Origin of the sequence: Streptomyces sp. NPDC059679 (assembly GCF_042734105.1) — a bacterium.
Lineage (GTDB): Bacteria > Actinomycetota > Actinomycetes > Streptomycetales > Streptomycetaceae > Streptomyces.
This window is the reverse complement of the sequence record NZ_JBHWES010000024.1, coordinates 54,045-80,458: the sequence shown is the minus strand read 5'-3', so window position 1 is coordinate 80,458 and position 26,414 is coordinate 54,045. Positions and strand designations below refer to the sequence as shown.

At 67.4% G+C, this 26,414-nt stretch carries 24 protein-coding genes and 3 pseudogenes; 13 read left to right on the top strand and 14 right to left on the bottom strand.

Annotated features, from left to right (window positions below; genetic code table 11):
- The first annotated feature begins 84 nt into the window (after nucleotides 1-84).
- The 3 genes and pseudogenes from ACFV2X_RS25035 to ACFV2X_RS25025 all read left to right on the top strand — a co-directional run bounded on the left by ACFV2X_RS25035 (nucleotide 85) and on the right by ACFV2X_RS25025 (nucleotide 3,065).
- Nucleotides 85-1,155, top strand: coding sequence for an SIS domain-containing protein (locus tag ACFV2X_RS25035; protein WP_385620170.1), 1,071 nt, complete (start codon nucleotides 85-87; stop codon nucleotides 1,153-1,155).
- A 133-nt stretch (nucleotides 1,156-1,288) separates the two neighbouring features.
- Nucleotides 1,289-2,123, top strand: a pseudogene (locus ACFV2X_RS25030) (transposase); the annotation flags it as partial.
- A complete protein-coding gene (locus ACFV2X_RS25025; RefSeq protein ID WP_385620357.1) occupies nucleotides 2,124-3,065 on the top strand; it encodes a PucR family transcriptional regulator in 942 nt (313 codons plus the stop codon).
- Nucleotides 3,066-3,398: 333 nt separating this feature from the next.
- On the opposite strand, the gene ACFV2X_RS25020 is transcribed toward ACFV2X_RS25025, so the two are convergent.
- Together ACFV2X_RS25020 and ACFV2X_RS25015 are read right to left on the bottom strand one after the other, a co-directional pair.
- Nucleotides 3,399-3,623, bottom strand: a complete 225-nt coding sequence (locus ACFV2X_RS25020) for a helix-turn-helix domain-containing protein (protein WP_385620355.1) — start codon at nucleotides 3,621-3,623, stop codon at nucleotides 3,399-3,401.
- A gap of 87 nt (nucleotides 3,624-3,710) precedes the next feature.
- Nucleotides 3,711-3,989: pseudogene (locus ACFV2X_RS25015) on the bottom strand (hypothetical protein); the annotation flags it as partial.
- Between the two features lie 223 nt (nucleotides 3,990-4,212).
- On the opposite strand from ACFV2X_RS25015, the gene ACFV2X_RS25010 reads away from it, so the two are divergent.
- Nucleotides 4,213-4,497: a hypothetical protein gene (locus ACFV2X_RS25010; RefSeq protein ID WP_385620168.1), complete on the top strand. Its 285-nt coding sequence runs from the start codon at nucleotides 4,213-4,215 to the stop codon at nucleotides 4,495-4,497.
- A gap of 327 nt (nucleotides 4,498-4,824) precedes the next feature.
- Here the strand turns inward: ACFV2X_RS25010 and ACFV2X_RS25005 are convergent, their stop codons facing one another.
- The 4 genes from ACFV2X_RS25005 to ACFV2X_RS24990 form a co-directional block, all read right to left on the bottom strand.
- Nucleotides 4,825-7,140, bottom strand: coding sequence for an ATP-dependent RecD-like DNA helicase (locus ACFV2X_RS25005; RefSeq protein WP_385620166.1), 2,316 nt, complete (start codon nucleotides 7,138-7,140; stop codon nucleotides 4,825-4,827).
- A gap of 76 nt (nucleotides 7,141-7,216) precedes the next feature.
- Nucleotides 7,217-7,807, bottom strand: coding sequence for an SLOG family protein (locus ACFV2X_RS25000; protein ID WP_385620163.1), 591 nt, complete (start codon nucleotides 7,805-7,807; stop codon nucleotides 7,217-7,219).
- Nucleotides 7,804-8,682, bottom strand: coding sequence for a DUF6083 domain-containing protein (locus ACFV2X_RS24995; protein WP_385620161.1), 879 nt, complete (start codon nucleotides 8,680-8,682; stop codon nucleotides 7,804-7,806). The genes ACFV2X_RS25000 and ACFV2X_RS24995 overlap by 4 nt, the downstream gene beginning before the upstream one ends.
- A 181-nt stretch (nucleotides 8,683-8,863) precedes the next feature.
- Nucleotides 8,864-9,127, bottom strand: coding sequence for a helix-turn-helix transcriptional regulator (locus tag ACFV2X_RS24990; protein WP_385620159.1), 264 nt, complete (start codon nucleotides 9,125-9,127; stop codon nucleotides 8,864-8,866).
- Nucleotides 9,128-9,459: 332 nt separating this feature from the next.
- On the opposite strand from ACFV2X_RS24990, the gene ACFV2X_RS24985 reads away from it, so the two are divergent.
- The 4 genes from ACFV2X_RS24985 to ACFV2X_RS24970 all read left to right on the top strand — a co-directional run bounded on the left by ACFV2X_RS24985 (nucleotide 9,460) and on the right by ACFV2X_RS24970 (nucleotide 13,448).
- Nucleotides 9,460-9,855, top strand: a complete 396-nt coding sequence (locus ACFV2X_RS24985; protein WP_385620156.1) for a hypothetical protein — start codon at nucleotides 9,460-9,462, stop codon at nucleotides 9,853-9,855.
- A 976-nt stretch (nucleotides 9,856-10,831) separates the two neighbouring features.
- Nucleotides 10,832-11,938, top strand: coding sequence for a helix-turn-helix domain-containing protein (locus ACFV2X_RS24980; protein ID WP_385620154.1), 1,107 nt, complete (start codon nucleotides 10,832-10,834; stop codon nucleotides 11,936-11,938).
- 308 nt (nucleotides 11,939-12,246) lie between these two features.
- Nucleotides 12,247-12,477, top strand: a complete 231-nt coding sequence (locus ACFV2X_RS24975; protein ID WP_385620152.1) for a hypothetical protein — start codon at nucleotides 12,247-12,249, stop codon at nucleotides 12,475-12,477.
- A gap of 155 nt (nucleotides 12,478-12,632) precedes the next feature.
- Nucleotides 12,633-13,448: an SAM-dependent methyltransferase gene (locus ACFV2X_RS24970; RefSeq protein ID WP_385620150.1), complete on the top strand. Its 816-nt coding sequence runs from the start codon at nucleotides 12,633-12,635 to the stop codon at nucleotides 13,446-13,448.
- Between the two features lie 19 nt (nucleotides 13,449-13,467).
- Here ACFV2X_RS24970 and ACFV2X_RS24965 read toward each other — a convergent pair whose 3' ends face one another.
- Both ACFV2X_RS24965 and ACFV2X_RS24960 read right to left on the bottom strand, forming a co-directional pair.
- Complete coding sequence (locus ACFV2X_RS24965; protein WP_385620148.1) at nucleotides 13,468-14,403, bottom strand: helix-turn-helix domain-containing protein; 936 nt, start codon at nucleotides 14,401-14,403, stop codon at nucleotides 13,468-13,470.
- 96 nt (nucleotides 14,404-14,499) lie between these two features.
- Nucleotides 14,500-14,736, bottom strand: a complete 237-nt coding sequence (locus ACFV2X_RS24960) for a DUF397 domain-containing protein (RefSeq protein ID WP_385620353.1) — start codon at nucleotides 14,734-14,736, stop codon at nucleotides 14,500-14,502.
- 227 nt (nucleotides 14,737-14,963) lie between these two features.
- Between ACFV2X_RS24960 and ACFV2X_RS24955 the strand changes: the two genes are divergently transcribed.
- Nucleotides 14,964-15,488, top strand: a complete 525-nt coding sequence (locus ACFV2X_RS24955; RefSeq protein WP_385620145.1) for an ATP-binding protein — start codon at nucleotides 14,964-14,966, stop codon at nucleotides 15,486-15,488.
- A gap of 115 nt (nucleotides 15,489-15,603) precedes the next feature.
- Nucleotides 15,604-16,368, top strand: a pseudogene (locus tag ACFV2X_RS24950) (transposase family protein).
- Nucleotides 16,369-16,381: 13 nt separating this feature from the next.
- Here the strand turns inward: ACFV2X_RS24950 and ACFV2X_RS24945 are convergent.
- From ACFV2X_RS24945 to ACFV2X_RS24930, 4 genes are all read right to left on the bottom strand, one after another.
- The gene (locus tag ACFV2X_RS24945) at nucleotides 16,382-17,428 is read right to left on the bottom strand and encodes an LD-carboxypeptidase (RefSeq protein ID WP_385620143.1); all 1,047 of its coding nucleotides are present in this window, start codon (nucleotides 17,426-17,428) and stop codon (nucleotides 16,382-16,384) included.
- A 469-nt stretch (nucleotides 17,429-17,897) separates the two neighbouring features.
- Entirely contained in the window at nucleotides 17,898-18,782 is an 885-nt protein-coding gene (locus ACFV2X_RS24940) for a phosphotransferase enzyme family protein (protein ID WP_385620142.1), read from the bottom strand.
- Between the two features lie 433 nt (nucleotides 18,783-19,215).
- Nucleotides 19,216-19,989, bottom strand: coding sequence for an SGNH/GDSL hydrolase family protein (locus tag ACFV2X_RS24935; RefSeq protein ID WP_385620140.1), 774 nt, complete (start codon nucleotides 19,987-19,989; stop codon nucleotides 19,216-19,218).
- A gap of 380 nt (nucleotides 19,990-20,369) precedes the next feature.
- The gene (locus ACFV2X_RS24930; protein ID WP_385620138.1) at nucleotides 20,370-20,894 is read right to left on the bottom strand and encodes a transposase; all 525 of its coding nucleotides are present in this window, start codon (nucleotides 20,892-20,894) and stop codon (nucleotides 20,370-20,372) included.
- 190 nt (nucleotides 20,895-21,084) lie between these two features.
- Here ACFV2X_RS24930 and ACFV2X_RS24925 point away from each other — a divergent pair, with 190 nt between their 5' ends.
- Nucleotides 21,085-21,792 (top strand): hypothetical protein, encoded by a 708-nt coding sequence (locus ACFV2X_RS24925; protein ID WP_385620136.1) that lies wholly within the window; start codon nucleotides 21,085-21,087, stop codon nucleotides 21,790-21,792.
- A gap of 421 nt (nucleotides 21,793-22,213) precedes the next feature.
- Nucleotides 22,214-22,426 carry a hypothetical protein gene (locus tag ACFV2X_RS24920; protein WP_385620134.1) on the top strand — a complete coding sequence of 71 codons (213 nt, stop codon included), beginning with the start codon at nucleotides 22,214-22,216 and terminating at the stop codon, nucleotides 22,424-22,426.
- Nucleotides 22,427-23,826: 1,400 nt separating this feature from the next.
- Here the strand turns inward: ACFV2X_RS24920 and ACFV2X_RS24915 are convergent.
- Nucleotides 23,827-24,861, bottom strand: coding sequence for an integrase (locus ACFV2X_RS24915; protein WP_385620132.1), 1,035 nt, complete (start codon nucleotides 24,859-24,861; stop codon nucleotides 23,827-23,829).
- 561 nt (nucleotides 24,862-25,422) lie between these two features.
- Between ACFV2X_RS24915 and ACFV2X_RS24910 the strand changes: the two genes are divergently transcribed.
- Nucleotides 25,423-25,635, top strand: coding sequence for a hypothetical protein (locus ACFV2X_RS24910; protein WP_385620129.1), 213 nt, complete (start codon nucleotides 25,423-25,425; stop codon nucleotides 25,633-25,635).
- A gap of 135 nt (nucleotides 25,636-25,770) precedes the next feature.
- Here ACFV2X_RS24910 and ACFV2X_RS24905 read toward each other — a convergent pair.
- On the bottom strand, nucleotides 25,771-26,414 hold a 644-nt coding region (locus ACFV2X_RS24905; RefSeq protein ID WP_385620126.1), incomplete at its 5' end, for a hypothetical protein.

Genomic DNA, 26,414 nt, shown 5'->3' with positions numbered 1-26,414 from the left:
GGCCCTGGCTGCGGATGCTGACCCGTGTCTGCCCGACGCCGGAGCACGGTTCGTTCGAGACACAGCCAACTGGAGACACCCAGCATGTCCGCCACGACTCCAACCCAGCACCGAGAGCGGCCGGGCCAGCTCATATCCGGCGAGATAGCCGAGCAGCCAGCGGTGCTGCAGCGGCTGCTTGACCAGGGCACGCCGCAGATCCGCGAGGTCGCCGGGCGAATCGCGGCGCGGCGGCCGCGGTTCGTGCTGCTGACCGCGCGCGGCACGTCCGATAACGCGGCGCTCTACGCAAAGTACCTGCTGGAGATCCGGCTGGGGCTGCCCTGCGGACTGACCTCGATGTCGACGACAACGGCCTACGGTGCCCGGCCGGACTTGACCGACTGCCTGGTGATCACCATAAGCCAGTCCGGTGGCTCCCCGGACCTGGTGGCCTCCACTCGGGCAGCCCGGGAGGCGGGGGCGATCACGCTGGCGGTGACCAACAACGCTGGCTCCGCGTTGGCCGGGGCGGCCGAGTTCCACCTCGACGTGCTGGCCGGCCCGGAGCGGGCGCTGCCAGCGACCAAGTCCTACACCGCCGAGTTGCTGGCGCTGTACCTGTTCGTCGAGGGGCTGCGGGGCGGGGACGGGGCGGCGGCGAAGGTGCTGCCGAAGCTGGCGGGGCAGGTGCTGAACCGGGGGCAGGAGATGCGGGCGCTGGCGGGTCGGTACCGGTTCGCCGAGCGGATGGTGCTTACCTCCCGGGGGTATGGATATCCGACCGCCAAGGAGGCGGCGCTGAAGCTGATGGAGACCAGCTACATCCCGGCGCTGTCCTACTCGGGGGCCGACCTGCTGCACGGACCGCTGGCCATGGTGGACAACGTCTCGCCGGTGATCGCGATCGTCCCCGAGGGTCGAGGCGGCCAGGCGCTGGCGCCAGTGCTGGCACGGCTGCGCGGCCGGGGCGCGGACCTGGTAGTGATCGGCAGCCGGGCCGAAGTGGAGCGAGCCGCGACCGGGTTCACGCTGCCGACGACGGCGGTGGCCGAGCAGCTCCAGCCAGTCCTGGAGATCCTGCCACTGCAGCTGCTGGCCTACGAGGTCGCCGTCTCCCGTGGCCAGAACCCAGACGCGCCCCGGGGCTTGGCCAAGGTCACCCAAACCCACTGACCCCTGAGCTTGACGTTTATCCTCGCAGGTCACCCGACCTGCTGATCTGCGGTTCTTCCCGGGACAGCAGGGGCGGCCGTTCTCCACGCTTCGAGATGTCTAGTCACGAAGCACAAAAGAACGGCTGCTGCCCATGAGTCTCCCGGTCGACGCGCCCGCAGGCGACACATTGGGTATCTTGTCCCGCTTTCGGGTCGAGTTCTACGAATGCCTCTACGCCCGCCAGGACGCGCTCTTCGAGCTCACGGACGCGGTGCTGTGCGCGGACGGACCGGTGAAGACCCTGGTCGAGCTCTGTCTGGCGGTCGAGTACCGGCGGGGTCACGGGGCCCTGTATGCCGCGTTGGACCGGGGCTGGCTGGAGCCGACACGGTTGCGCCGCACACTGGCCGGCCTGCCGCTGCCTAGGGCGGCCGACGGGCGCATCGTACTGGCCGTGGATGTCAGCAACTGGCTACGCCCCGGACGCCCCGACCAGCGACGACCGGCTGTTCTGCCACGTCTACGGGCGCGGTGACCGCAAGACGGATCAGTTCGTGCCGGGCTGGCCGTACTCCTTCGTCGCAGCCCTGGAGACCGGCCGGACCTCCTGGGTCGCATTGCTGGACGCCGTGCGCCTGGGACCGGCGGACGACGCGACTGCCGTTACCTGCTTCCCAACTACGAGATGTCGTCGAGCGGTTGATCCAGGCCCAGCAGTGGCAGTCCAGTGATCCGGAGATCTGGATCGTCATGGACTCCGGCTACGACGTCGCCTACCTCTCCCACGCCCTGGCGGACCTGCCTGTAGTCCTGGTCGGACGCCTGCGCTCGGACCTTGTCATGCTCCGCGACCCCGGCCCCGCCGCTCCGGGCCGAAGGGCGGACGGCCGCGTCGGCACGGCGGCGTCCTGACCTTCGCCAAGCCCGACAGCTGGCACGAACCCGAGGTCACCACGGTCACGGACACCACCCGGTACGGCAAGGCGGTGAAATACAAGGGAGCGCTGCTGGGTTTCATGTGGCTCCTGGCCTCGGAAGGCGCCGTCGACGATCTCCAGGCGTCCGCCGTGCGCCGGGCAGCCGAAACCGTCGGCCTGATCATCCATCGCGAATATCTGCTCGGCGAGCTCAGCCGTGGACGCGAACGTGAGCTCACGCGCGACCTCCTCGCCGATCAGGCCGAGGTCCGCGCGCAAGCCGCCGAACAGCTCGTTGCGGAGAATCTCTTCTCCCACCGCGCCAGTGCCGCTCTCGTCGTCACGTTGACCCGCGGCAACTCGCCTCTCACCGAACAGGACCGACTCGCGCTGACGGCCGGAGTCGAATTCGGCCGAACCCGACGCGAACAGCGGCGCGCTCTGACCCTCGAACGCCCGGATCACGCCATCCTGCTGCTGACGGACGACCATCCGACCAAACGTGGAGCCTTGGCCGAACTGGGCACAGGGATCCGCGAAAGAGTGTTGGCAGAAGCGGACAGTCACACCTGCTGCTGGATTGGCATCGGCGAACCCCGCACCCGGCTCGAAGACGTTCATGCCTCGTACGCCGACGCACGTCGCGCGGCTGAGGTCGCGAGTGTGGTCCGAGTTCTCGGATTCGTCGTGCGCTACAGCGAGCTCGGGGTGTACAGCATGCTAGCGGAGCTGCCGCCGGATAGGCTCGCCGACAGCTTGCACCCGGGTCTGCGAGCACTCTTCGAACGCCCGGGTCTGGGCGAGGACGACCTTGTCTTCACCTTGGAGGCGTTCTTCGACAACGCCGGAAATATCAAGCGGACCTCCGAGCAGTTGCGGATCCATCGCACGAGCCTTTACTACAGGCTCAAACGTGTAGAAGAGATCACCGGAGTCGATCTCTCCAGGGGCGACGATAGGCTGTCGCTCCATCTTGGCCTGAAGATCGCTCGCCTCATCGCGATGCACTGACACGGGAAGTTCCTCTGTGCCCTTGGACACTCTTATTTTCGCATTGTGACAAGTTGGGTACGCGCTTCTCCCAGCCATGGGTCTATAGCGGCCCTGGCTTGCGAAAACAAATGGTTTCCGAGCTACGCCGCCGCCCCTTCCCGCTTGTCACAACGCAAAATGGGCGGCCTGCGGACGCCGGGTTACGGCACACCTGGCCCCCGCCACTGACGCGCCCAGTCGGCGAGCAACCGTGCCAGCGCGTCGACGGCCTTCTGCTCCTGGGGTCGCCGTAGTAATGGCCGCAAGACATCGAATATCGCTGACCAGCAGCGATAAGTGATGAACCCGGGTTCAACCGACGGTTTCGGCGCATTCCATAACCCTGTACACCGTCGCCCGGCTCACGGAGAACAGCTCGGCGATGTCGGCGATCGTGTGCTCGCCACTGTGGTGCTCCTTGACGAAGTGAGCTTGCTGCCGGGCTGTGAGTTTGGGCTGCTTGCCCTTGAGCTTCCCCTTGGAGCGGGCATGCCCTCGCGGGTCCGCATCCGCAGAAGATCCACTGTGAACGGTCACGTGATTCGGCTCTGTCGCGAGTTTGGTGAAAGACCCCAGTGGATCTTGTTCAAGTGAGGGCGGGTTGCCGCAGCACTTTTTGTACTTGCGTGTGGAGCCACACCGGCAGGGGGTGTTGCGGGCCGGGGGCCATGGGGCGGCTTGGCCCCGGACGGCGATGTCGGCGGCGTAGTGGGGTGGGCCCGGGTGTCTCCGTCCTGCGGGGGCAGGTTCTCCTCGCTGGTGAAGGACTCGAAGTCGCTCACGGTGCCGTGCGCGATGCCGAGGTGGGGTTCCCCCTCGTTGGACAGGCGTTGCAGCATCTGCTCGACGTGGCGGATATGTTCGTGGTGTTCGGTGCCGTAGTGGTCGACCAGCTCGGGCCATGTGTTCAACAGTTGGGCGAACTCGTCGTGGCTCCAGAAGAGTGCGCAGGTCATCCGGGGTGGGAGAGGGCAGCCGGCGGGCTTCGATCTCGCGGGAGAGCTTCTCGATCGAGGCGATCAGGGCTTGGGGATCGTTGCCCGCCGCGGCTCGGAGCTCGGGGTTGTGGAGGTCGTCGAGGGGTGCTGGTGGTGCGGAGGCGGGGCGGGCGGTCCTCGTAAAGGTCGTGGACCAGTTGGTCGAGGTCGTCGTGCGGCTGGTCGAGGCGACGCCGGACGCGGTGGCGGCCGATGACGAGCATCTCGATGCCGGTGGAGTCGGCCGCGTCGCGGACGGCGTCGACAGCGAGAGGGGTGGCGGGGCCGAGGAGGTGGGTCACTCCGGCGGTGAAGTATTCCGCGGCATCGTGGAGTTCGTTCGCGGTCTCGAACGTCTCCGCAACGATGTTCCACGGCCCGGCATCGGCCGGGTGTTCACGGCGCAGGTCCCTGGCCGCTTCGACGGCCGGTAGTTGACGGACAGGCACTCTCCACTCTCAGTCGAGACAGAAGTCGTTGCCCTCAACGCCCTGCATCACGATGCACGACTCGTATACGCCATCGGCACGCAGAAATGCGCGTTGTTACTTCGGAGTCGAAGGCGTGTGTCCTCGAGGAACAGGCGATGAGAGGCGAGCCGATCACTCGGCACTGCTGCGAACCTCACGCACCGTTAGGCCACGGAGAAGCAGCTGCTCGCCAGGGACCGCACGGGCTCCCACCAGACCTTGCTCAGCGCAGGCAACGGGGGTGACCACCGGCTGATCGGCCGTCTCGGCAGTGCGGCTTTCATACGTGTCTCATTCCCAGGCGAGTTGTCCGTTCAGGCTGAGCCCGCGCGTACGGGACGAGGCTGTGGCTCCCTGGAGGATGCGGTGTTCGAGTGCAGTGAAGCGGCTCCGGGTTTGGGTGTTGGCCAGGGCTCGGTGTACGGCGGTGGGCTGGCCGAGAAGTACAACGCCGCGGCGAGCGCGAGTGACGGCCGTGTAGAGGAGATTGCGCTGGAGAAGCGGTCCGGCCGACGTCGTGACAGGGATGACGACGTAGGGGTATTCACTGCCCTGAGAACGGTGAACGGTGAGCGCATAGGCATGGAGTAGTTCATCGAGGTCGCTGAAGGCGTAGGGCACGGTTTCGCCGTCGTTCAGGGTGACGGTGAGTTCTCGTGTTTCGGTGTCGATGGCGGTGATGGTGCCGGTGGAGCCGTTGAAGACGCCGGTGCGGCCGCGGTGGGGCTGGTTGCGGATCTGCAGGACGCGGTCTCCGAGGCGGAAGACGACTCCCTCGTGGTGATGCTGTGGCCTGTCCGGTGAGGGCGGGTTCAGCCTGGCCTGGAGACGGGTGTTGAGCGCGAGGGCACCGGTTGCGTGGCGCCGGGCTGGGCACAGGACCTGGATGTCCTCGGGTGCGGCGTCGAAGTGCTGCGGGATATGGGTGGTGACGAGGTCCACGACGTGTTCGACGATGGCCTCAGGGTCTTCGAGGGGGCGGCAGCCGAAGACGCCGGGGGCTGGCTGGGGTGGCTGGCCGCGCAGGATGCGGTGGGCGTTGTCGATGATGGCTGCGCTGTCGTTGTCCTGGCGGAAGACGTGGGTGAGTCTGGTGCGGGGGATGTCGGGGACGGCGAGGATGTCGCGCAGGACGCGGCCGGGGCCGACGCTGGGCAGTTGGTTGGTGTCGCCGACCAGGAGGAGGTGGCAGCCGGTGCGGATGGCTGCGGTGAGCTGGGCTGCGAGTTGGACATCCAGTATGGAGGTTTCGTCGATGACGACCAGGTCGGCGTCCTCCAGCAGGTTGCTGTGATCAGTCTGGGGCGGCGTGTCGAGTGGGGGTCTGATCAGGCGGTGCACGGTCATGGCCGCGTGCCCGGTGGTCTCTTCCATGCGTTTGGCGGCTTTCCCGGTCGGGGCTGCCAGCGCGACGGAGATGCCCGCCTGGTCGGCGAGGGTGACGAGGGTGCGCAGCAGGTGGGTCTTGCCGCAGCCGGGGCCGCCGGTGACGACGGATAGTGGCTGGGTGAGGGCTGTCAGGACGGCTTGTTGCTGTTCGCTGGTCAGGTTGTTGGGGGCGGTGTGGGTGAGGAGGGTGGTCCAGTCGGTGTGGTCGGCCAGGGTGGGTGGGGCGTGGTGCAGGCGCAGGATGTCTTCGGCCAGTCCTGCCTCGGCGCGGTGCATCCGGGTGAGGCTGACGACGGTGACCGGGTGGAAGACATCGCCGTCCTCGAGGACGGGTGTGGGGAGGTCTTCGATGACCGTCTCGCCGCGGGCGCGCAGGGCCTCCAGGGCTTGGCGCAGGATGGGGTCTTCGAGGATTTCTGTGGTGATGGGGTCGTCGTCGCTCAGGAGGTGGCGGGTGCGGGCGAGGAGGACTCGTTCGGGTAGGTGGCAGTCGCCGTTGCTGCGGGCTTGGGTGAGGGTGTGGAGGAGGGCGGCTTGGAGGCGTTGGTCGCTGTGTTTGGGGATGCCGGTGGCGAGGGCGATGCGGTCGGCTGTTTCGAAGCCGATGCCGTGGATGTCGCGGCATAGCTGGTAGGGGTTGTGGCGTACGACCTCCATGGGGTCCTGGTCCGCCTTGGTATAGGTCTGGTGGATCTTCACGGCCAGGTGGGCGGGGATGTTGAGGCCTTGGAGGAAGACCATGATCTCAGCGATGGTCTTCTGGGTGTTCCAAGCCTGGGTGATGCGTTCCAGGCGGGTGGGGCCAATGCCGTGGACCTGCAGGAGGCGCTGGGGTTCGGTGTCGATGACGTGGAGGGTCTGCTCGCCGAAGTGGGTGGTGATGGCGGTGGCCAGGGTCTTGCCGATGCCGTGGATCATTCCGGAGGCGAGGTAGAGGCGGATCGCGCGGGCGGTGGCTGGCCAGGTCCGCTTGCTGGTTTCGGTCTTGAACTGCCGTCCGTAGCGGGGGTGGTTGATCCATGTGCCAGTCAGGCGCAGGCTCTCCCCCGGCTGTGTACCGAACAGCGCCTTGCCGACCGCGGTGACCGTGCCGGAGGTCGGTGTGTCATCGGCGATGGCCAGGCGCAGGATGGTGTGGTGGTCGTAGGTGACGTGGACGATGTGGTCGACGACTCCGTCGATGCGGTCGCCGGGTGGTGGGCTGGGGGGCATGGTCATGGGGGGTGTTTTTCTCGTGCGGGGCGTATCCGGTTGTTGTGCGGTCTTTGCCTGGGCCGGGACGTGGCTGGGCAGGTCAGGGAGTGCTGGTGATGTGGTGGGTACGGGCTATGCCGGGTGTCTCTGCTGTGCTGGCGGTCGTTGTCTGGGGTGGGGCGGTGTCGGGCTGAGGGTCGGCTCGTTCTTGGTGCGGTGTGCCGTGGCTGGTGTGCGGGGTGGTGTAGTGGCTGGGGTTGAGCCACAGGCCTTTGTCGGGGTCGGCGGTGGGTACGAGCCAGACGGGGATCTGGTGGGCGAGGGCGCGGCGGCAGATGTCGGTGGTGCTGCCGGTGCGGTGGGGGTGGAAGTTCTCGTGGAAGGCGATGACCAGGCGGGGGCCTTCGTCGTGGAGTATCCGCTGGTTGCGTTCGGCTTCGCTCCAGCAGCGGGTGCGTTTCCGGCGTCCGGGGGTGGGGGCGAGGGGGTAGCAGCGGTGGCGCCAGGCGGGCAGGTCGTGGTCGGTGCACCAGCGGTGGGCGGCGCTTGCGGCACCGGTGCTGGCGCCTTCGATGATGACGAGGTCGCTGCCGTGCCGGGCGGCGGCGCGGTCCAGGAGGGTGGTGACGGTGTCGGGCCAGGGCCAGCGTCGGCTTCCGCAGATCAGCACGCGGGAGGCGGAGTCCGTCACCTGCGTCCCCGCGGCGCTGGGGGTAGGACGGTGTCGGGGAGGTGGTGCTGGATGTGCTGGTGGTGGGTGCGGGGGTTGAAGGGTTCCCAGGTGGTGCGGGCGATGTCGGCGGCCTCTGGGGCGGTGGCGTGGGCGGTGCAGCGTTGGGCGCGCCAGCGGAGTTGTTCGCTGTAGGGCAGGTGGGTCAGGTCGTAGAGGGCTAGCCAGAGTTCGGCCAGCGGAAGCTGGCCTAGGTCGTGGCCGGGGTGGAGGGGGGCGAGGATCCAGGTGCCGGGGAGTGCGTCGGGGTCGAGGACGGGGTGTGGGCAGCGGTGGCGTGCGCGGGTCTGGGCGACGCAGGGGATGTGTTCGAGTGGGCCGGGGGCGAGGTAGCGCAGGCACAGGAATTGCACGACCGGCCGCGCCTGCGGTGCTGTGTCGGGGGTCGGTGGATCGGGGTGTGGGGGTGGGGGTGGTGTGAAGTGGCCGGTGTCTTGGAGGCGGCGTGAGGTGAGGGCCAGGTTGCGCCGCAGGGCGTCGATGGTGCTGCTGCTGGTTTCGGTGGGGGTTGCGGGGCACAGGGCGCGGTGGCGTACACGGCACCAGGACGAGCCGTCGCCGGATGGGTGGGCGATGCCAGAGTCGATGTGCCACCGCTGGGAGGGAGGTACGGCGGCGGCCGGCAGTTCGTGGGGGTGGAGCGGGACGGGGTTGTGGCCGGCTGTGCGGTCGTACCACTCGATGTGGTTGCCGCAGTCGGAGCACCGGCCTTGCTGGGCGGTGCGCAGGAGGCGGGTGGGGCTGCCCGGAGCTACGCGCAGGAAGCGTGGAGGACGGCGGTGTTTGGGGCTGCCGTCCCAGGCCAGGTCGCTGGCCGAGGTGTTGGTGGCGTGCATGGGCGGGAACCTGGCAGGCGACACGCCGTGTGGTGTGCAGCGCTGCCGTTGTTGTCCCTCGCGTGGTCGCAACGCGCCGCACCCGCGTTCCCTTTACGGTCTCCCGTTCGGGGGCTGTAGTCGGTTCAGGTGGTCACGCTAGTCGGGCCTAATGGGCCCCGGGGCCGGGAGTGCGGCGGGATCAGGTTGCTGGCGGGGCGGGGGGTTCGTGGCCCGCGCAGAGGGTGCCCAGGAGGTGGGCGATGGGGGCGCCGAGGGCGTGGGCGAGAGCGTGCCAGGTGGCGAGGGTGCCGATGGTGCGGCCCTGCTCGATCTCGATGAGGGTGCGACGGGACAGGCCGCTGCGTGCGGCGAGTTCGTCGTAGGTCCATCCGCGCGCGGCCCGCAGCCGGGAGAGCTCCAGGCGGAGCTCGTCGAGGTTGGCGTCGGGCGGGAAGATCGTCACCCGTCAATCGCACGGTGCAGACCCCTGCCTCGTCAGTGTAGACGTCTGCCCTATTTCCGCCGGGTGTCGGCCCAATACTCAGGGCAGACGTCTTCACTAGCGTTGTGCCGCCGCCAGTCCTCCCCGCCCCGGACACGCGGCGGGGAGCAGAGCCGGCAACACGAAGCATGCACGGAGGATGACGACCAATGGGATCCGGCACGACCACAGGCCAGGGACGGCGCACCTGGTCTGTAGAGCTCCGCGCCAACTCCCCCGGGCGGGCCCTGCTGTGTAGCCACTGCGGCCCGATCCCCATCAGCACCGAATCTCCAGGCGTCCACACTTCCGTGGTGGCCCACCTGGCCGACCATGCACACGGCGAAGCCCTCGCCTACCACTTGCGCACCTGCCAGTGCGGCGAACACGGCTGCCAGTGGCACCCTCGGCACCGCGGCTGCAGCGGCCCTCTGGTCCTGCTCCTCGCCTGCGACCCCAGCGGGCGCCTGTGGCGGCTGACCGACGCCTGCCGCACCTGCGCGGCCGGCACCACGCATGCGGCGGTCGTCACCGAACCCCCTCGCCACTCCCCCGCTCCCCCTCGGCCTCCGCAGCAGCTCTCGCCCGCGGACTCCGCCGCTCCCGCATCCCGCCAGGAGCCCAGCACACTCTCCGCCCCAGAGATTTCCTTGTGCGACCCAGACCCTGAGGAGGTCCTCTTCTGGACGGACCCCTCGGCCTACGGTTGAAGGTGATTACCGATCAGCCCGAGACGGGCTTGTTCGCTGTTGAAGGCCAGCTTCTGCGGACTCTCGGGTTCGACAGGCCTGATCGCGATGCCAGTGGCATGCTGCTGGTGGCGGTAGGCGTAACTCGTGTATGTGCGGGGCTTTTTAGACAGGGAGCAAGCCCTGGACCCGCCGCCCGGAGTCGGGCCCGAAGGCCAGTTTCATTGCATCTGCACGCGCATCATGTAGCCCCTGCGAGTGAATCTACCGCTTATACGCCGTCTATATAGGCATGGCGGCGCCGCCGTGTCCCGAATCATGCCATTGGTGCAAACCGCACGCATTGACCTGCTTACTGGATCACTCAAGACCGCTTCGTGAGCGGGTTCTTTCGTTTTCACGCGGGAATCTGATCGAACACCGATATGGGTGGTTTGGGCGCCGCGTCAACGAGACGTTTGCACGGCCTCGGGGGTTGTGCGACCGGCTGTACGTTTACTTCTTGTGCGGGCCACGAGTACCCGCATGATGTGGCCTCAGGGCGGAATGCAGCCGCCCTGGGGCCCGTCCGTTCGAACATTGGAATAGGTAATGCTCGACCGAATTTTCCGAGGAGCCGTTCGGCCAGCCTCGGCGAGAAGTGAAAATAGCAGGGCGTCGCTATCGTCTTGGCAAAGCCGTGCGCTAGTTGCCTGGCGTGTCACGCTGCGGCTGCGGGCCGCGCTGTTGGCGGTCATCGTGATCTGGATGACCGCGGCCGGTTCCAGCCTCTCATCCGTATGGGCGCTCCCGCTGGGGGCTTTGGTGGCTGCCCCGGGTTATTCAAGCGTCCACTACCTGCGGATTCGCCTCCTCTGAGACGCCGGGTGCCTGTTCCGGAAGGCCAGAGGTCGCTGGAGCAGGCACCCGCCTGTGCTGACGGTCGCTTGCCGGATGCGTGAGGGATTTTGTGCTCCGCCTCGGAGGGAGAGGTGTCCCGGTGGGAGGGAGAAACAAGATGGGTACATCGGCCATCTACGCGCGCTGTGCGCAGTGCGGACGCCGTTTCCGCCAGCGGACGGGACCGGGCCGGAAGAAGGACTACTGCGAAACCTCCTGCCGCCGGCGGGCGCAGCGGCTGCGTGACGGTGAGGCCGCGGCGGCGCCGTCGGCGGGGTCTTGTGGGTGGGGGCGGCAGGTGGCGGACGACGGTCTGGTTCTGGCGGCCCGGCTGGCTGAAGCTGAGCGGGAGGGGGTGCCGCTGGCTGAGCTGCTGGCGCATGCGGACCGGTTGTCGGCCAGCGTGGACTGTTATGTGGCCGCGGCGGTGCAGGATGCGCGCGCGGAGGGAACTGGGTGGGCTGCGGTGGCCCAGGCTGCGGGGGTCAGTGTCGAGACGGCGCGGGTCAGGTGGAACGAGCGGAAGGTGAAGCGTCTGCTCGCCCGCCGCGATCAGGGTCCGCCGCTCAAGCACGCCGAGCCGCCGCGGGGTGCGCCGGGAGGCGCCGGTCGGCAGTCACCTGTCCCGGAGGTCGCCGGAACCGGGGGGGCGCGGCGTCAGCTGGCCGCTGCGCTCTCGGAGCTGCAGCGGACGAGTTCGGTGACGCTCCAGGAGGCTGCCCGTCAGGCCGAGTTGTCTCCTTCCTATGTGTCGCGGGTTCTTACCGGGTCGCGGCTGCCGGCCTGGCCGGTGGTGTACATGCTGGGCACGATCTTCGGGGGCAGCGCTGGGGATCTGAAGTTCCTGTGGGAGCGGGCTCAGGGTGTCTGTCCCCCGGCGCGTCAGTCGGTGGCTGCAGCCGCGACGCGGCTGCAGTCGGCACTGCGTGGGCTGTACCTGGCGGCCGGCAGACCTGACCCGTGGCGTTTGGCCAAGGAGAGCGGAGCGTCTTTGTCTGCGGATGCCGTCCGGGAGGTGCTCGACGGTGACCTCATTCCTGACTGGTGGACGGTCGAGGAGCTGGTGGTGCGGTTGGGCGGGGACGCGGTGTCCATCAGGCCGTTGTGGGAGGACCTTCACTACGCGTTTCTCGCCTCCCGGGATGTCTTCCCTGAGGGAGGGCTGCCCCGTTCGGGTCTGCCCGGAACCGAAGCCGGGCCCGGCGATGTCGGGACGTCCTCGTAGGGCGCGGTCGGTGGAAGACAGTGGGGCGTTGTTGCGCCGGAGGGGAGGCTGCCATGGCTCAGCCGGGAGGGACCGCGGACGCTCTTGTCCAGGGCTACGCCGGATTCCGCCAGCTGTATCGGGACCGCTATCTGCGGTACGCCCGTCTCCGCGTCGCTGACAGAGCAAGCGACGCTGTGGGTACCGCGTTCAGGCATCTGGCGAGCCAGTGGCCCATGGTCCTGGGCAGCGGGACGCGTCCTGCAGCGTACTCCTGGTGGCTGCTGGGCCGGTGCGTTGCTGCCGCCGACAGGGATGGGCCGGGCTCGGTGGACGCGACGAGCGGGCTCTACGGTGTGCTGCCGACCGAGCAGGCTGACGCGGTGGTGCTGCACTATCGGCTGAGCATGACGCTGACCGAGGCCGCCGATCTCATGGGGATTGATCCGTCGGTCCTGGCGTCGCATCTGCTCATGGCCGAGCGGTGTATCCCGCGGCGCCTTTCCGGCATTCTGCACCCGCCCGGCGCAGGGGGTGCGCCGGGCGGCTGTAAGGATTGAGGGAGACAGGACAGCAATTACTCCCCCTCCGTGTCCAGTTCGCGTCAGCCTTTGGGGGGGCCTTCTCTCAGAGAGCGGGTGCTGGGCTGCTGCCCCTCTCTAGCATGGCCTCCTGCTGCCGACGTGCCTCCGCACTGGGGAGGCGAGGGGGTCGAATGGATCACGGGGAGAATCCCATTGCTCACTCTATTGACATCAACACCCCGAGTATCGCCCGCATGTACGACTGGTACTTGGGGGGGACGGACAATTTTCCTTCCGATCGCAGGGCCTGTCGGGCCCTGTTAAACATCGCGCCCTGCACCCGCGCCCTGGTCCGGAGCAACAGGCTGTTCCTCCAGCGGGTGGTGCGTGTCCTGGCCCGGGACTACGGGGTGCGCCAGTTCCTCGATTTCGGATCCGGGCTGCCGGTGCGCAACAACGTCCACCAGGTCGCCCAGAGCGTCGACCGCAGCTCACGGGTCGTCTACATCGACGATGATCCGATCGTTCTCGCGCATGGCCGCACCCTGCTGGACGAGAACGACGAGACGACCATCGTGCGGGCAGAGATGACGGACATCGACGGCACCCTCGACCATCCCGAGATCACCGGTTTCATCAACCGTGATGCCCCTGTGGCCGCCCTGTTCGTCTCGGGACTGCACCGCATCCCTGACCCTCCTGGACCCCAGAGCGTGGTCCAGCGGGTTGCCGGCCGGCTGGCTCCCGGCAGCTTCCTGGTGTTCTGCCACCTCGTCAGCGACAGCGCGGCCATCCGGCAGGCGGCTACGGAGTTCATGCTGCGGACAACGGGCCACAACTGGGGCCGCGTCCGGGAGAAGAGCGACGTGGATGCCTTCGTCAGCGGCATGAAGCTGCTCGCTCCCGGCCTGGTCGAGGTCTCCGCCTGGCGGCCGGACTCCCCCGTCACGACGCAGCAGCACACCCGCAGGTGGCAGGAGTACGGAGGAGTTGTCTGTCTTCCCTGAACCCTGGGCGGCGGTGTCCTCAGCGCCGCCGCTGAGAAGGGTGCCCCGCGTAGTCCTTTATCGCTGCGCGGAGAAGTTCCATGGTCTTCTTCCGTGACGCCGCTGCCCCCCACAGCTCGGAGAGCACGTAACGGTAGCTCTCCACGCCGCTCTTGCTGGTGATGTACATGGCGCCGGCAGCCTGCTCGAGGTAGACGAGCTCTGCAGGGCCTCCCGGAGCGAATTTCAGGTACGTCACCGGGGTGCTGGGGGCGATCTTGGCGCCCTTCATGAACTGCACCACCCGGATCGTGATCCCGCTGCGCTCTGCGGCGCCCAGCAGGTACTCGAGCTGTTCGACCATGACATCCGGGCCGCCCACGGGGCGACGCAGGATGGCTTCGTCGAGCAGGGCCACCAGTTGGGGCCTGCCGGGACCGTGCAGCAGCCTCTGACGGGCCATCCGCAAATCCACGCGCCGTCTGACCTCAGTTTCGCTCGCGTTCGGAAGGCCGGATGTCACGATCGCCTTCGCGTAGCCGGGAGTCTGCAGCAGTCCGGGTACCACGTGGACTTCGTAGGTGCGGATCTCGATGGCCGAGTCTTCAAGCCCGATCAGGCGCTTGAGCCAGCCTGGCGTCACATCGGCATACTCGTCGTACCACGCTTTGGCCGTGGCCTGCTTCAGCAGTTCCCGGACCGCCTCGACCTGATGGGGGTCGCGCACTCCGTAGTGGTCGACGAGGTCGAGGACGTCCCGCTCTCTGGGCGGATTTTCCCCGCGTTCCATGCGGCTGATCTTGGAGACGGATGCCCGGATCACCGGTGCCGCGTCCTTGATCGTCAGTCCCTGCTCCCTGCGCAGCCTGCGGAGATACGCGCCCAGCACCTTTCCGGCGGCGACCGGTTTCTCTCCCTCGCGCGGCAAGGGGAGAGTGTTCACGGTCAACGGTCGGTCCCGGTGATCGGCGGACATGCAGAACTCCTGCTCCTGGTGCGCTGGCGGTGCCCATCACTATCTCAAGATGAGGCCCGCATGTCCGCCGCAATCTTCCTTCTTCTTTACCCTGGTTCAGGCGGTCATATGGTCGAAGTCGCCGCTCTTCGCACCCGCTACGAACGCCGCGATTTCGGCTTGTGTGTAGACCAGCGCTGGCCCTTCGGGGTGCCGCGAGTTACGCATCGCAACCTCCCCGTCAGGCAATTTAGCCAGCTCAACGCACGCACCCTGAGCGTTACTACAGGCACTCTTGATCCATTGCGCGCCGGTGATCGCGCTGGCCGGGATGCCGTTGACGAAGCGCTCCATCGTGACCTCTTTCGCCGTGCTGTTCGAATACCCGCCTGCCGGGCAGGCACCGCCGAGGCCGAGGGGTATCAAGAATACGTTCGAGTATGCGTGATAACCCACATGCAATTGCACGGAGGGCGGGATGCTGGGAATACTAGCTTCACCAGGCCCTTCAAAAAGTCCCCCGAAAGAGTGTTCCCGTTTACGGCCGCAGGCGCGGCCAGTCCAACGCCGAAAAGGACACCGTGGCTCCTCGCAGCAACGCTCAGCACCCCATGCAGCCCCGCTCCGCTCCCTTCGACTGGGGGCTGGCCATGGGCCTTGGCGTACCCGACTTCTCTGCCTGTCGTTTCAGTGCGAACTCCGCCAGCCTGGGCCGGATCCGGCGCTTCACCGACCGCACACTGACCCGGTGGGGCCGACGTGCCTGTGCCGAGGACGTCACGATCGTGGTCGGCGAGCTGGTCGCCAACGCCGTACGCCACGCCCTCGCGGCGCACCCGGACCGCCACGGGTGGCTGGGGTTGATGAACACCGCCAGCACCGTCATCTGCGCCGTGCAGGACCCCAGCCCCGACAAGCCCCTCCCCCGCACAGCCACCGCCCAGGACACCCGCGGCCGCGGACTCCACATCATCGGCGAACTCACCCACGACTGGGGTTACTCACTCCACGGCAACGCCGGCAAAACAGTCTGGGCGGTTGTGCCCACCACCCTCACCCCAATCACCGCACGGAGGGGAACCAGTTGCGGCGCAACAAATCCCTGACAGTGAGCTCTTTCCAACCTCGTGGTGAGACAGGGCAGTTGATGTGACGGAACAACAGAACTCCTGGTAGACGGGTTGTCAACCAAGAACAACTTTCTCCGCCTGGAGCTTCGCTGTGGTTATCTATCCGTCCGGGCTGGATCTGTCCACATCCATGCTGCGGCTGCTGCGCCGCGAACTGGCCTCTCGACGACGCCGGATCGGAACCCGCTGGCGGCGGCTGACCTGTGGTCGCCAGGCCCTGATGAACCTGGCCCACCTACGCTGCGGACACACATTCGCCCAGCTCGCGGCTGGCTTTGAAGTTCGGACTGGCTACCGCCAACCGCTACGTCACCGAGGCCGTGGACGTCCTGGCTGCCCTCGCTCCACTCTGCAGCAGGCCATGACCACCGCCGCCGCCAAGGCATTCGTCATCCTGGACGGCACCGTGCTACCCATCGATCGCGTCGCCGCCGACCGACCGTTCTACTCAGGCAAGCACAAGAAGCACGGCATGAACGTCCAGGTCCTCACCGACCCGTTCGGAAAGCTGATCTGGGCCTCACCGGCCCTGCCCGGTGCGGTCCACGACATCAGGGCCGCCCGCGCCCACGGCCTACTGGACTCGCTCGACACGACCGGCATCATCTGCTGGGCGGACAAGGCGTACCAAGGCGCCGGCCACGTTGTTCGCGTTCCCTACCGCCGCCGCTGGGACAAGCTCTCCGCAGGCCAGAAGGCCGTCAATCGCGCTCACGCAAAGATCCGCGCGCTCGGCGAGCAAGCCACGGCAACCCTCAAGACCTGGCGGCTCCTGCGCAAGCTCCAGTGCAGCACCACCCGCATCACCGACCTGGTCAAGGCCGTCCTCACCTTGGAGTCGACCGCCCCAGCCTGAGGATGCAAGATCCTCACTGATCCGCGTTGCTCAACCGACCGGTCCCGTCGCCACGAGCACCTACTGCCGGTTCGAGCAGCGACAACGTCCTCTCCTCCGCGTCGAGGGCGACGCGGATGCCGACCGGCATCGGCAGATTCGGGCCTGCGTGCCCGACCTCGACGTTGCCCAGAACCGGGATGTCACGGTCACCGAGGACGTCGAGGACGATCTCGGCCAGGGTCGGGGAGCCGTCTGGTGAGTCGAGCCCGTCGATCGCCTCCGGAACGCCCACGACCATGCCGGCGATCCGATCGAGGATGCCACTGTGCCGCAGTATCTGCAGGTAGCTCCACACGTACGATGCCTGGCCGCCCAGCTCCTCCCAGAACAGCACCGCGCCGTCGAAGCATTCGAGCGGCAGCGCGAAAGGCGTCGCCTGCGCCAGCACGATGCGGTTGATGACCCCGCCGATCAGCGGACCTTCGGCACACCCGGCACGCCAGCATTCCCACAACGGACTGGCAGGCAGCGCACCGATCGGCTCCGTGCTGGTCAGCAGCGTCGCATACAGCTTCCCCAGCTCCTGCCGGCGGGCCGCGGACGCTCTTTGCCAATGACCGCCGAGACCGGGCGTGGCCAGGTCGGCATGGAATCCGACCAGGCCCGTGCGCGCGTAGAGCACCAGGTGCAGCAGCGAGATGTCGCTGTAGCCGAGGATCGGCTTGGGGTCGGCCCTGATCGCGTCGAAGTCGATCAGGTCGAGATATCCGAACACTGTCTGGCCACCGTCGTGCGCGACGATCGCGCGCACCTCGGGGTCACGCAGCAGACCGTTGAACTCCTCGGCGATCTCGTCCGGCCGCGCCGCGCTCCACCAGCGGTGCCGTCCAGCTTCGAGGAGCGGCGCGAGACGCACACGGAATCCCATCCGTTCGATCTCGGCCACCGCCCGTTCGAGATCGGGCGCGTATCTGGCATCGAGCGGCCCGGACAGCGCCGCGACGACGACAAGGTCTCCGGGCACGAGGGCCCGAGGCCGCAGCAGTTGGGACGGCTGGGGCAGTGCGGTGAGAGTCACCGAGGAAGTATCCCGGCGCCTGCAATGACACGCGACACATTTACCGATCGGCTCCCTCCCCAGGTTGGAAAAGGCTCAGTGAGCGCTTAACCGTACTGGCAGGCTGTCCGTTGAGGAGGGCGTGGCTCTCGTCAACCTGGCACCGGTAGCCGGGCTCAACACCGGCGAACCCCGGTTCTCGCGTTTCCCGGCTTCGTACCCGCCCGCCCGATGCACGCCTACGCTGTCGCGAGCATCCCTCCGTGCGGTCGGTATCCGCTCCTGGCTGCCCGATCATGCACCTGGGTCCAGATAATCCGGGAGGCCCCGCCCGCCGTTCTCGCGGACGCCCTTGGCATCAGCGCCGCCGCCACAATGCACTACGCAGAACGCACCGACACCGACTACCTCGCCTATGCGTCCCTGAAGCTCCCGTCTGAACCAGCCGATCCGCCGGGCTCTCCGGCTGTCCTCCGGTGAGGCCGCGTGATCATGCGGGCCGCAGTATCGGATCTACCGGCTTGGTCAGGCCGACATACGCCTCGGCAAGACGTTCCCGATTCTCCGCCTCGGATGCGGCGCCCCGGGTGATCCCCCGCTCGAGGCGAGAGGCGAAGTAGATGGCATGGCACATCCACCGCAGCCTGACGAAGACGTCGAGATGACGCAGTTCTCCGCTGATCTCCGGAGCAACGTGCCGATAGCCCTCCAGGCATGGCGGCAGCGCCTCCGGGGTCTCCCGGGTCATCACCGCGAAACTGGCGAGATCGTAAAGGAGCGGCGCCTCCATGGCTGCGGCCCAATCGATAAGGCCATCCTCGTGAGGTGACTCGTCACGCAGGCGGAAGGCCTCCAGCCCAGGATCGCCGTGTACTACTCCCACGCGGGGCGAGATACGTGCTGTGACGTCGCGGGCCTCGTCGAGGGCACGGGCTGCCGCGTCGCGGATTTCGGACGCCATGGGCAGTTCCTGCAAGCAGACGTCGACCCACGCCCACGGCCACGTGTGCTGCTCGCTCACGCCGGCGCTCTCAGCCCCGACAGCCAGCTGGGCCCGAGCCAGGGTGCCCCCCACGCGTCGCATGTCGTCGTCCGACACAGCCGAGGCCGAGCGTCCGGGGACGTACTGCAGCAAGGCGAGAACCCCCTCTGGCAGATCAATAGCAAGGCAGCCGTCGGCCGTGGGAATGGGGGCGCCGCTCGGGAAACCACGGGAAGCAGCAGCGCTCGCTACCCGCAACCCGCTACGGAATGCATCACCGTCCTCGGAATCGGCCAGCTTGGCCACATACTGGGCGGACTCGTCGCCAGAAGACACCCCGACAAGCCAGGTCGTCGAATTCCAACCGCCGACGAGCTTCTGGACCGACTGCACGGGCCTGCCCCACAGAGCGAGCACGGCGAGTAACTGATCAGCGTCGATGACGGCACCTCCCTCGCACGAGACAACGGGCCAGGCTACCGCTCCCTACACAGGCCGACAGGTGGGCGACGAACCCTGGGGGCGGTGAAGCAGTCCTACGAGCGCAAGGGACACCTCCAGGTGCCCAGGAAGCACGTGGAAACCATCGTGGTCGGCGACGACGGTGACGTGGAACCAGGAGGCGCGGGAGCTCAAGCTGGGGCCTGGATCAGCAGCAGGGCCGCAACGCTCTCGCCGGATCGTGTGGAGCAGCTATCCGCCATCGGCGTGGGATGGACATAACCGCACGAACGAACAGCGGGGCCGGACAGGGTGATCCTGTCCGGTACCACTGTCGTAGGAGGGTCCGGGCGGTGGGGCCGTCACGGCCTAACGTGCTGCCAGATCAGCCATCCGTAGGCCTGGTGACCGCGGGCGTTGGGATGGAAAGACTCCACCGTGGGAAGACTGAGTCCATTGATCCACTCGGGCCGGTCACATATCGCGTGGCCCTTGAATGCCTGCTCGGCTTCGACGAACTCGAATCCATGGCGATAGCGGCGATCCGGGTGACGTCGTTGAGGGTGTGGGCCGCCGTGTTGATGCGCCGGCGGGTGTCCAAGAGCATCCTGCCGTCTGCGTTACACAGGGGCCGAGTCTGCCGGAGGAGCTTGGGGTAGCCCACTACCAAAACCCTGGCGCCCCCCGCCTTTGCTCGAATCCTGTTGTAGAGCTTGTCGAGGTCACGGGGCAGCTTGTTGAGGAAATCCCGTTGAACCTTTGCCACGGCGTCGTTACAGAGGCTGCCGCCACTGAAGGCGATGCACTTCTTGATCACTCCGGTGAACCCGTAGTTGTTGGCTCCCACCTGTACCGTCACCAGATCGGTGCCGTCGTTGAGTGTCCCGAGCTGCTCCGCAATCACCTGTCCGGTGTTCGCTCCGCAGAACGCTTTGAAGTCCAGTTTGGCGCCCAAAGCGCGAGCAACGCGGCGAGGGTACGCCTTGGTAGCATTAGGTACCCTGCGGTTCTCGTCGATCCAGCAGTCGTCCTGCCACCGGCTGAGTGATCCCGCACCGATACCGGCGGCAACCGAGTCGCCCAGCGCCACATAGTGCGGCCGGGCAGCGGCGGACCCTGGCTGTGCGGTGGCTAGCACGGCCGTCGTACCCAAAGCCATCCCCAGGACTGTGCTGATGGCAGCGCGACGCGTATGCATGTTCTTCCCCCGTGACGTGCGTGAAATGGCGACCGGCGGGAGCCGGCCCGGTGCGAGCCACCTTGTCCGGCGCGTCTTGTTGAAACCTTGGCGAAACCTCGAAATTCCTGCTCAGTGGCCTACAAAATCCCCCGCCTGCTCGTGACTCCCGTAACACGACCTACAACCGTCCACGAACCAGAACTTCAGAGCGCTTCATTCTGGCAGGAGTCACAGCAGCACCTCGCGCGCACCACAGTCGCGTCACCGCTTCCGCAGCACGTGGCGGTCTCAAGCCTCCCCCGCAGGGCGCCAATCTCCTTCATCTGCCGTGCAGCATCGCGTTCAGCTACTCAACTACCTCAAGCAGCCTTCCGCGTTCGTGGCACACCTTTTTTCAGGATCTCGATCGTCTTCTGCTGCTCGATGTTCTGCCTGCGCAGCTGCCTGAGTTCCTCGCGTTCCGCGATGGTCAGCTCACCTGTCTTGTCCTCGCCGCGGTCGATCCGGGCGCGTTTGACCCAGCCGCGCAGGCTCTCCGGACTCACCCCCAGATCCCGCGCGACCTCCGTGATCGTCTTGCTGGAGGAACGGGCGAGAGCGATCGCGTCCCACTTGAACTCCTCCGAATACCGCTCGGAGTACTGGCTACCCACGTGACACTGCTTTCTCTGGAACCTCATGCCCCAGTCTTCAGGTGTCCAGTCACACGGAGAAGCTTCACTGCCCGTGTCCACCACCACGCCGACATGGACCTCCTCGCCCGCCTGTGCGGGCACTGCCGCCATCAGACCGCAGAGTTGCTTGACTGGCTGGCGACCACCCTCATCCTGACCGCCTGATACCACCACCGGGACACCGACAACCTCCTGTGGCAGCTCCCCCACGAAGGCCCTCCAATCCGCTCTGCACTACGCCCCGATCAGCAGCATGTGCGATGGCCTTGAAGCTCAGCTCGAGCAAAAGACATCACTCAAGAGAAACAACACACTCCATTCATCCGTACTATCTCTGTGCTGGGCTGTTCACAGCAGTGACCGCCGCTGCCTTCAGACACCAGCCTGAGAACACACGCGCGTGGCGCTCTACACCTGCGCCAAAGACCTGGCACACCCAGCCAGGGAACAGAGAAAGGTCAACCGCATGTCGGAGAGCACAACGGCCACCACCGAGCTGGCGTCGCAGTACGCGGCCCAGGTGGCCAGCGACCTCGAACGCAACGCCAAGGATCAGGAACGCATCAGCGCGGACATCACCGCACTGCAGGAGCAGCTCGCTGCCCTGCAGCATGACCACTCCGTGTTGGTCAACGTGCAGCAGGCGCTTGGTGTTTCACCCACGCCGGTTCAGCCTGCGGCCACATCGAGCAGCCCCACCGTGCCCGCTCCCCGCAAGAAGACCTCTGGTGAGCCCGGTGCCGGCAAGCGGAAGCGCGCGAAGAAGGCCGACGCCGTACCGGTCCGCACGGCAGCCAAGAAATCAGACGCCAAGAAGCCCGCAAACAAGGCCACAGCCCCGAAGGCGGCCCAACCCACGCTCGTCGAACTCGTCCGCAGCTACCTCACCGAACAGGGCGAACCGCGCTCCGCGGCGGAAGTCGCCACCGCCCTCGGCCAGGCCCATCCCGAGCGCGGCATCAAGACCACCGTCGTGCGCACCACCCTCGAAGGGCTCGTCGCCAAGAACCAGGCCCAGCGCAGCAAGCAGGGCGCATCCGTCTTCTACACCGCCCCCCACACGGCTGCACCGGCCCAGGGCGAGGCGCAGTCCGAGCAGACCGAGTAGGACCGCTGGGGAGCAGGCTGCCGCGGCGGCGGCAGCCGGCCCGGCGTACGTACTGCTGGGAAGTCCGGCCCATCCCTCACGGTTTGATTGCCCCCAAAGGCATCCCCGCCGGCGAGCGCGACTACATCCTGCTCAGCCACCACTCACGGCACCATGTCCGCCTCAAGCAGGCCGCCATCGAGGCGCTGGCCGTTCTCACCGTGTTCGCCGACATACTGATACTCACCATTTGTTCACCCACACGCGCATCGGCGAGACTCCGGCCTTGGCACCGTATTTCAACGGTCTGAAGCAGGTGTTCCAGGGACCTCCGCGGTCTCTTCGGCCTCTCCGATGCGACTGAGGTGAGTCGGCCGGTGCAGTGTGATCGCGCGCTATTGGCCGAAGGCATCGGGGACGCCAGGTGCAGACTTCGAGATGGATGATCTGCGCGGATGCGTCCGGTTTCCACAAGCCACTGGTGTACGGCTGCGGTGACGTCGCCGTCGGCCGCGTCGACGCGGCGGGCGAAGTCGGTGGCGTCGAAACCGCCGCTGGTGGCGGAGCCGTAGGAGCCTTCTTCGGTGTGGTCGGCGCGCTGAATGACATTGCGGCGGATGCCGAATCGGTGCGGCTGCCGGAGGGGTACAGGTAGCCGGTCTTGGCCAGGCGGACGGTGAAAGCCAGGCACAGTCCCTTACGGGCGGCTTCGGCAATCAGGGGGCGCAGTCGGGCGGAGCCGGAGGCGATGGCCTGGGCTGCGACGCGGCCGGTGCCGGTGCCGGTGGGAGTGATCAGGACGGCCTTGGTGCGGACCCGGGCGCGGGTGCCGGAAGCGGTGATGCGGCGGTGGGTGTGCCGGGCGGTCTGTCGAGGTCGCGGTGGGCGAGCACGGCGGCCAAGCCCGGGGGGGGCGTCGTAGCCGCTCTCGACGAACGGGGCGCCGTGGCGTTCGGTGATCCGGCGCTGGGCCGAGTTCTCGGGGTATCGCTCCATGGTGTCAACAATCCGGGTGGCCGGAAGGAACGCACAGGATAATGACGGCTATTCAGTAACTTACGGGCGCCCGTCCGGGTCTTGCGCACTCGCCGACGGCGGCCGTGGGTCTCATCAATGGGCCGGATCGCTGACCGGTTGCTCTCCTTCTCGGTGAGGGTTGCGATGAAGGCGCTCGCGTGGCGGGGGCGCTGCTGGGGGCCGCGTACGCCGCGGGCGGGGCGGCGGTCTCCCTCGCGCTGAAGTCGGCCGTCACTGTGATGTGACCGCAGCTGAGGACCGGCTTCGCCCGGGCCTCCCCGGCGCACCCGGCGGCGGGGCGTGATCCTGGTCACAGGGCGCGGGATTAAGGGGGCTAATCAGGGGTTGATCGAGCGACGCGAAGAGTGCTGCGGCTGCTACGAGTTAATGCAGTGACAAGTCATCAATCTGCATTTCTGTCGATCGGTTGGGGCGACTGGAGGCCCCAACTGTCGCCGTCGGTTACAGGTAGTGTTGGCCCCGTCGCCGCATCTGTCGGCCGGATGCAGGCGAGGTGGGCACGAGTCAGCTCGTGCCCGCCCCGCCCGCATTCACCCGACAGAGGGGAGACACGCATGTCAGATCCACACCCACCCGGGGAGGTTGGCAGCCAGCCAGCCGACGAGGACCGGGGGGAGCCGCCGCCAGCACCCCGCATGTCCAGTGGGATCATCCGGGCCGCCAGGCGGGCCGGGATCGTCGTCGCTACCGCGGCCATCTCGGCCGTGGTGACCGTGGTGGTCCAGATGGCGGTCGACGGGTCATCCGGCAGCGGCGATTCCGCGCAGGTCTGCTGTGTCTACGCAGCAGAACAGCCCGGCGATGGAGGCCGGGCTGCTGTGTGCTCTGCAACGCAGTAGATAGATAGATGGTGAAGGGCGTCCGGCGCTATGGGGTACCAGCCCTGGCTCCGGGCGCTCCTCGCCTTTCTGGGCGGGGTGTCTCTCCCGGGTGGGAGAGGAGTCCGCCAGCGTCGGACATTGTCCGACGCTGGACACAACGATACCCGGATTGGCACGGGGCGTGTCAGGTCCGCCCCTACAGCACTCCGATCAGGGCGTTGTCCTCCCAGCCGTCCCCGTCTTCGAAGTAGCCCTCCATGGCGGCGGAGTTGTCGGCCCATCCGCTCTGCTTGGCGATCTCCTTGCGGTCGTTGCCCGCGCGCTTGGAGCTGGTGGCCAGCCCCCGGCGGGGGGAGTGCCCGGTGGGGCGGAAGCCGAGCTCGGCCCACTTGCCCGGCCGGGTGATGACGTCGCCGATGGTCTCCGGGTCCAGCCCGCCATCCATGACGGTGTGCCACCGGGGGTGGAGCGGCTTGTACGCGAAGTCGTCCGGGTCGCTCAGCTCGGCCTCCGCCTTCCAGGCCCGCCAGGCGCGCACCGGGCAGCTGCTCGGCCGGGAGCCGAACGGCACCTTCACCTTGCGCGGCTTGATCTTCGACACCCGCACGTCGACCTCCATGCCGTGCTCTGTCTCGGTGAAGTCGCGCACGCGGAGGAAGGCGACATCGTGCTCGCGCCCGGCGATGGCGAAGCAGGTCAGCCCGATGGACCGGTCGCGGATGCCGAGGCGGTTGTCGGGCGCGGCCACCACGGTGGCCCGCAGGTGCTCGGCGAGCAGGGCGGGAGCCGGGCCCCGGCCGCGGGTCTCCTCGCTCTTCTCCGTCTCCTTCACCTTGGCCTTGAGCACCCGGCGGGCGCGGGCGGCCACGGTCTTGTCGAGGACCAGGTGGTGGTCGGTGCGGCCGGTGACGACCACGCCGGACAGGCGGCGGTCGATGGTCGAGGGCGCCGTGTAGGTGCCCTTCTTCCAGCCGGGCTGGACCCACAGCCACTCGACGAACGCGGTCAGGCTGCCCGGGGTGATGGCGGTGGCCGGGAGGTCGAGCAGCGCGCAGAACTCTTCCCACTGCTTCCAGTCGGCGGCGTACCCGTCGCTGGTGTTCTTCGGCCTCAGGTTCTTCTCGTGCTGCGCGGAGCGCTCCTCCAGCTGCTGGAGCTTGGCGAGCACGTCGGGCGTGAACGTCTCGGCGGGCGGGGCGCCGGCCGGGAGGATGAGCGTGGGCGTCACCACGTGCCGGACGTCCGCACTCGTCTCGGTCTGTTCAATGATGGCCCTTCACGCACCTTTGTTCGTAGCGCTGTTCTTGAATGCGGTTTCTGCCGCTGCTGATAGTGATGGCAGCCAGCGGGGTTGCGCCGCTATCCACCAGCTGGTGCACGGTGAGCTCGGCCGGGCTCACCGTGCACGTCCCCGACCGCCGCCGTGCGTCTTTGAGATGCCGTACAGCACGGGGGCAACCCGCCGGGCACTTCCTTTGGGGGCAGCACGCGCGGGGCGAGGGCCGGGGCCACCCAGATCCCTGCCCCATAACCCAGGTGGGGTTGCGAGCCCGTACCAGTGGCAGGCGCGCCGTTCAAGCCGGGCTATCCGGAGAAGTCCCAGGTCAGAGGCCGTGAATGGGACGTTCGCCGGTGGAACAGTTTGGCCTGCCGATCGGGCTTGCGCCGTTAACCGGCGCCTGTCCCACAGTGCTGCCCGCAGCCAGAGTCGGCAATCAACTCGCTCTCTCGCCTCCGAGGGAGCACCACCACGCATGCGGCTTCCGCACGCCCAAACCCGAAGGACGATCTGATGACCACCAACCCGAATACCCCTCGCGAAGACCGGTCCGAACCGACGCGGCTGTACCTCCTGCTGCTCGCCCTGGCGGTGATCCTGCTCACCGTGGCGGGCCTGGTCTACGTGACGTACCAACACCCGGCACTGGCCGATCCCCTGGGAGTCGGCGGGACGGCTGCCGCGGTCCTGGTGGCCGGACTCGGATTCGCCGTCACGAGGCGGTGAAGCGCCGGCGGCCGCCGCACGCGGACCGCTGGCTGGCGCGCGGCGAGCCCGGCCGGGCTCGCCGCGTACCTCTCCGACCGCCGCACGAACCCGACCCGGGACCTGGATGTCCACGCTCAGCGTCGATCCCCAGGCTCAGGCAGCCGTGGCCCTGACGCCCCCCTTACCCCGGTAGTCCGAGCTCTGCGTCTTCTTCTTCTGAGACTGCTTGGGCTGCTCGGTACGGGTCGGGTTCGTGGCGGTGGTTGCCTTCTTCTGAGCCCGGAGCTTGTTGGTGCGCTCGGTGACGCAGGTGTCGTACCCGCCGCACTCGGTGCGGGCCTGCCGGTAGAGCGGGTCGGCGTTGGACTTCTTTGCCTTCTTCGTAGACTCCTCGATCGCCTTCGCGGTCTGGGTTTTGCGCTGGTTCGTCTGACCGGTCTTGGCGGTCGTGATCTTGTGGACGTCCGTGGTGCGGAGCTGGTCGCTCTTGGTGGTGGTTGCCTTCTTCTGAGCCCGGAGCTTGTTGGTGCGCTCGGTGACGCAGGTGTCGTACCCGCCGCACTCGGTGCGGGCCTGCTGGTAGAGCGGGTCCGCGTTGGACTCCTTGGCCTTCTTCGTCGACTCCGCGATCGCCTTGGCGTTCTGCTTGCGCAGCTTGTTGGTGCGCTCGGTGACGCAGGTGTCGTACCCGCCGCACTCCGTGCGGGCCTGCTGGTAGAGCGGGTCCGCGTTGGACTCCTTGGCCTTCTTCGTCGACTCCGCGATCGCCTTGGCGTTCTGCTTGCGCAGCTTGTCGG

Excerpts from the sequence above, each read along its gene's own strand:
- ACFV2X_RS24910 (WP_385620129.1), top strand. The coding sequence starts at position 25,423 with ATGACCACCAACCCGAATACCCCTCGCGAAGACCGGTCCGAACCGACG.
- ACFV2X_RS24995 (WP_385620161.1), bottom strand. The coding sequence starts at position 8,682 with ATGCACGCCACCAACACCTCGGCCAGCGACCTGGCCTGGGACGGCAGC.
- ACFV2X_RS24920 (WP_385620134.1), top strand. The coding sequence starts at position 22,214 with ATGATCTGCGCGGATGCGTCCGGTTTCCACAAGCCACTGGTGTACGGC.
- ACFV2X_RS24980 (WP_385620154.1), top strand. The coding sequence starts at position 10,832 with ATGGGTACATCGGCCATCTACGCGCGCTGTGCGCAGTGCGGACGCCGT.
- ACFV2X_RS24965 (WP_385620148.1), bottom strand. The coding sequence starts at position 14,403 with ATGTCCGCCGATCACCGGGACCGACCGTTGACCGTGAACACTCTCCCC.
- ACFV2X_RS25005 (WP_385620166.1), bottom strand. The coding sequence starts at position 7,140 with ATGACCATGCCCCCCAGCCCACCACCCGGCGACCGCATCGACGGAGTC.
- ACFV2X_RS25035 (WP_385620170.1), top strand. The coding sequence starts at position 85 with ATGTCCGCCACGACTCCAACCCAGCACCGAGAGCGGCCGGGCCAGCTC.
- ACFV2X_RS24960 (WP_385620353.1), bottom strand. The coding sequence starts at position 14,736 with ATGGAGCGCTTCGTCAACGGCATCCCGGCCAGCGCGATCACCGGCGCG.
- ACFV2X_RS24935 (WP_385620140.1), bottom strand. The coding sequence starts at position 19,989 with ATGGCTTTGGGTACGACGGCCGTGCTAGCCACCGCACAGCCAGGGTCC.
- ACFV2X_RS24970 (WP_385620150.1), top strand. The coding sequence starts at position 12,633 with ATGGATCACGGGGAGAATCCCATTGCTCACTCTATTGACATCAACACC.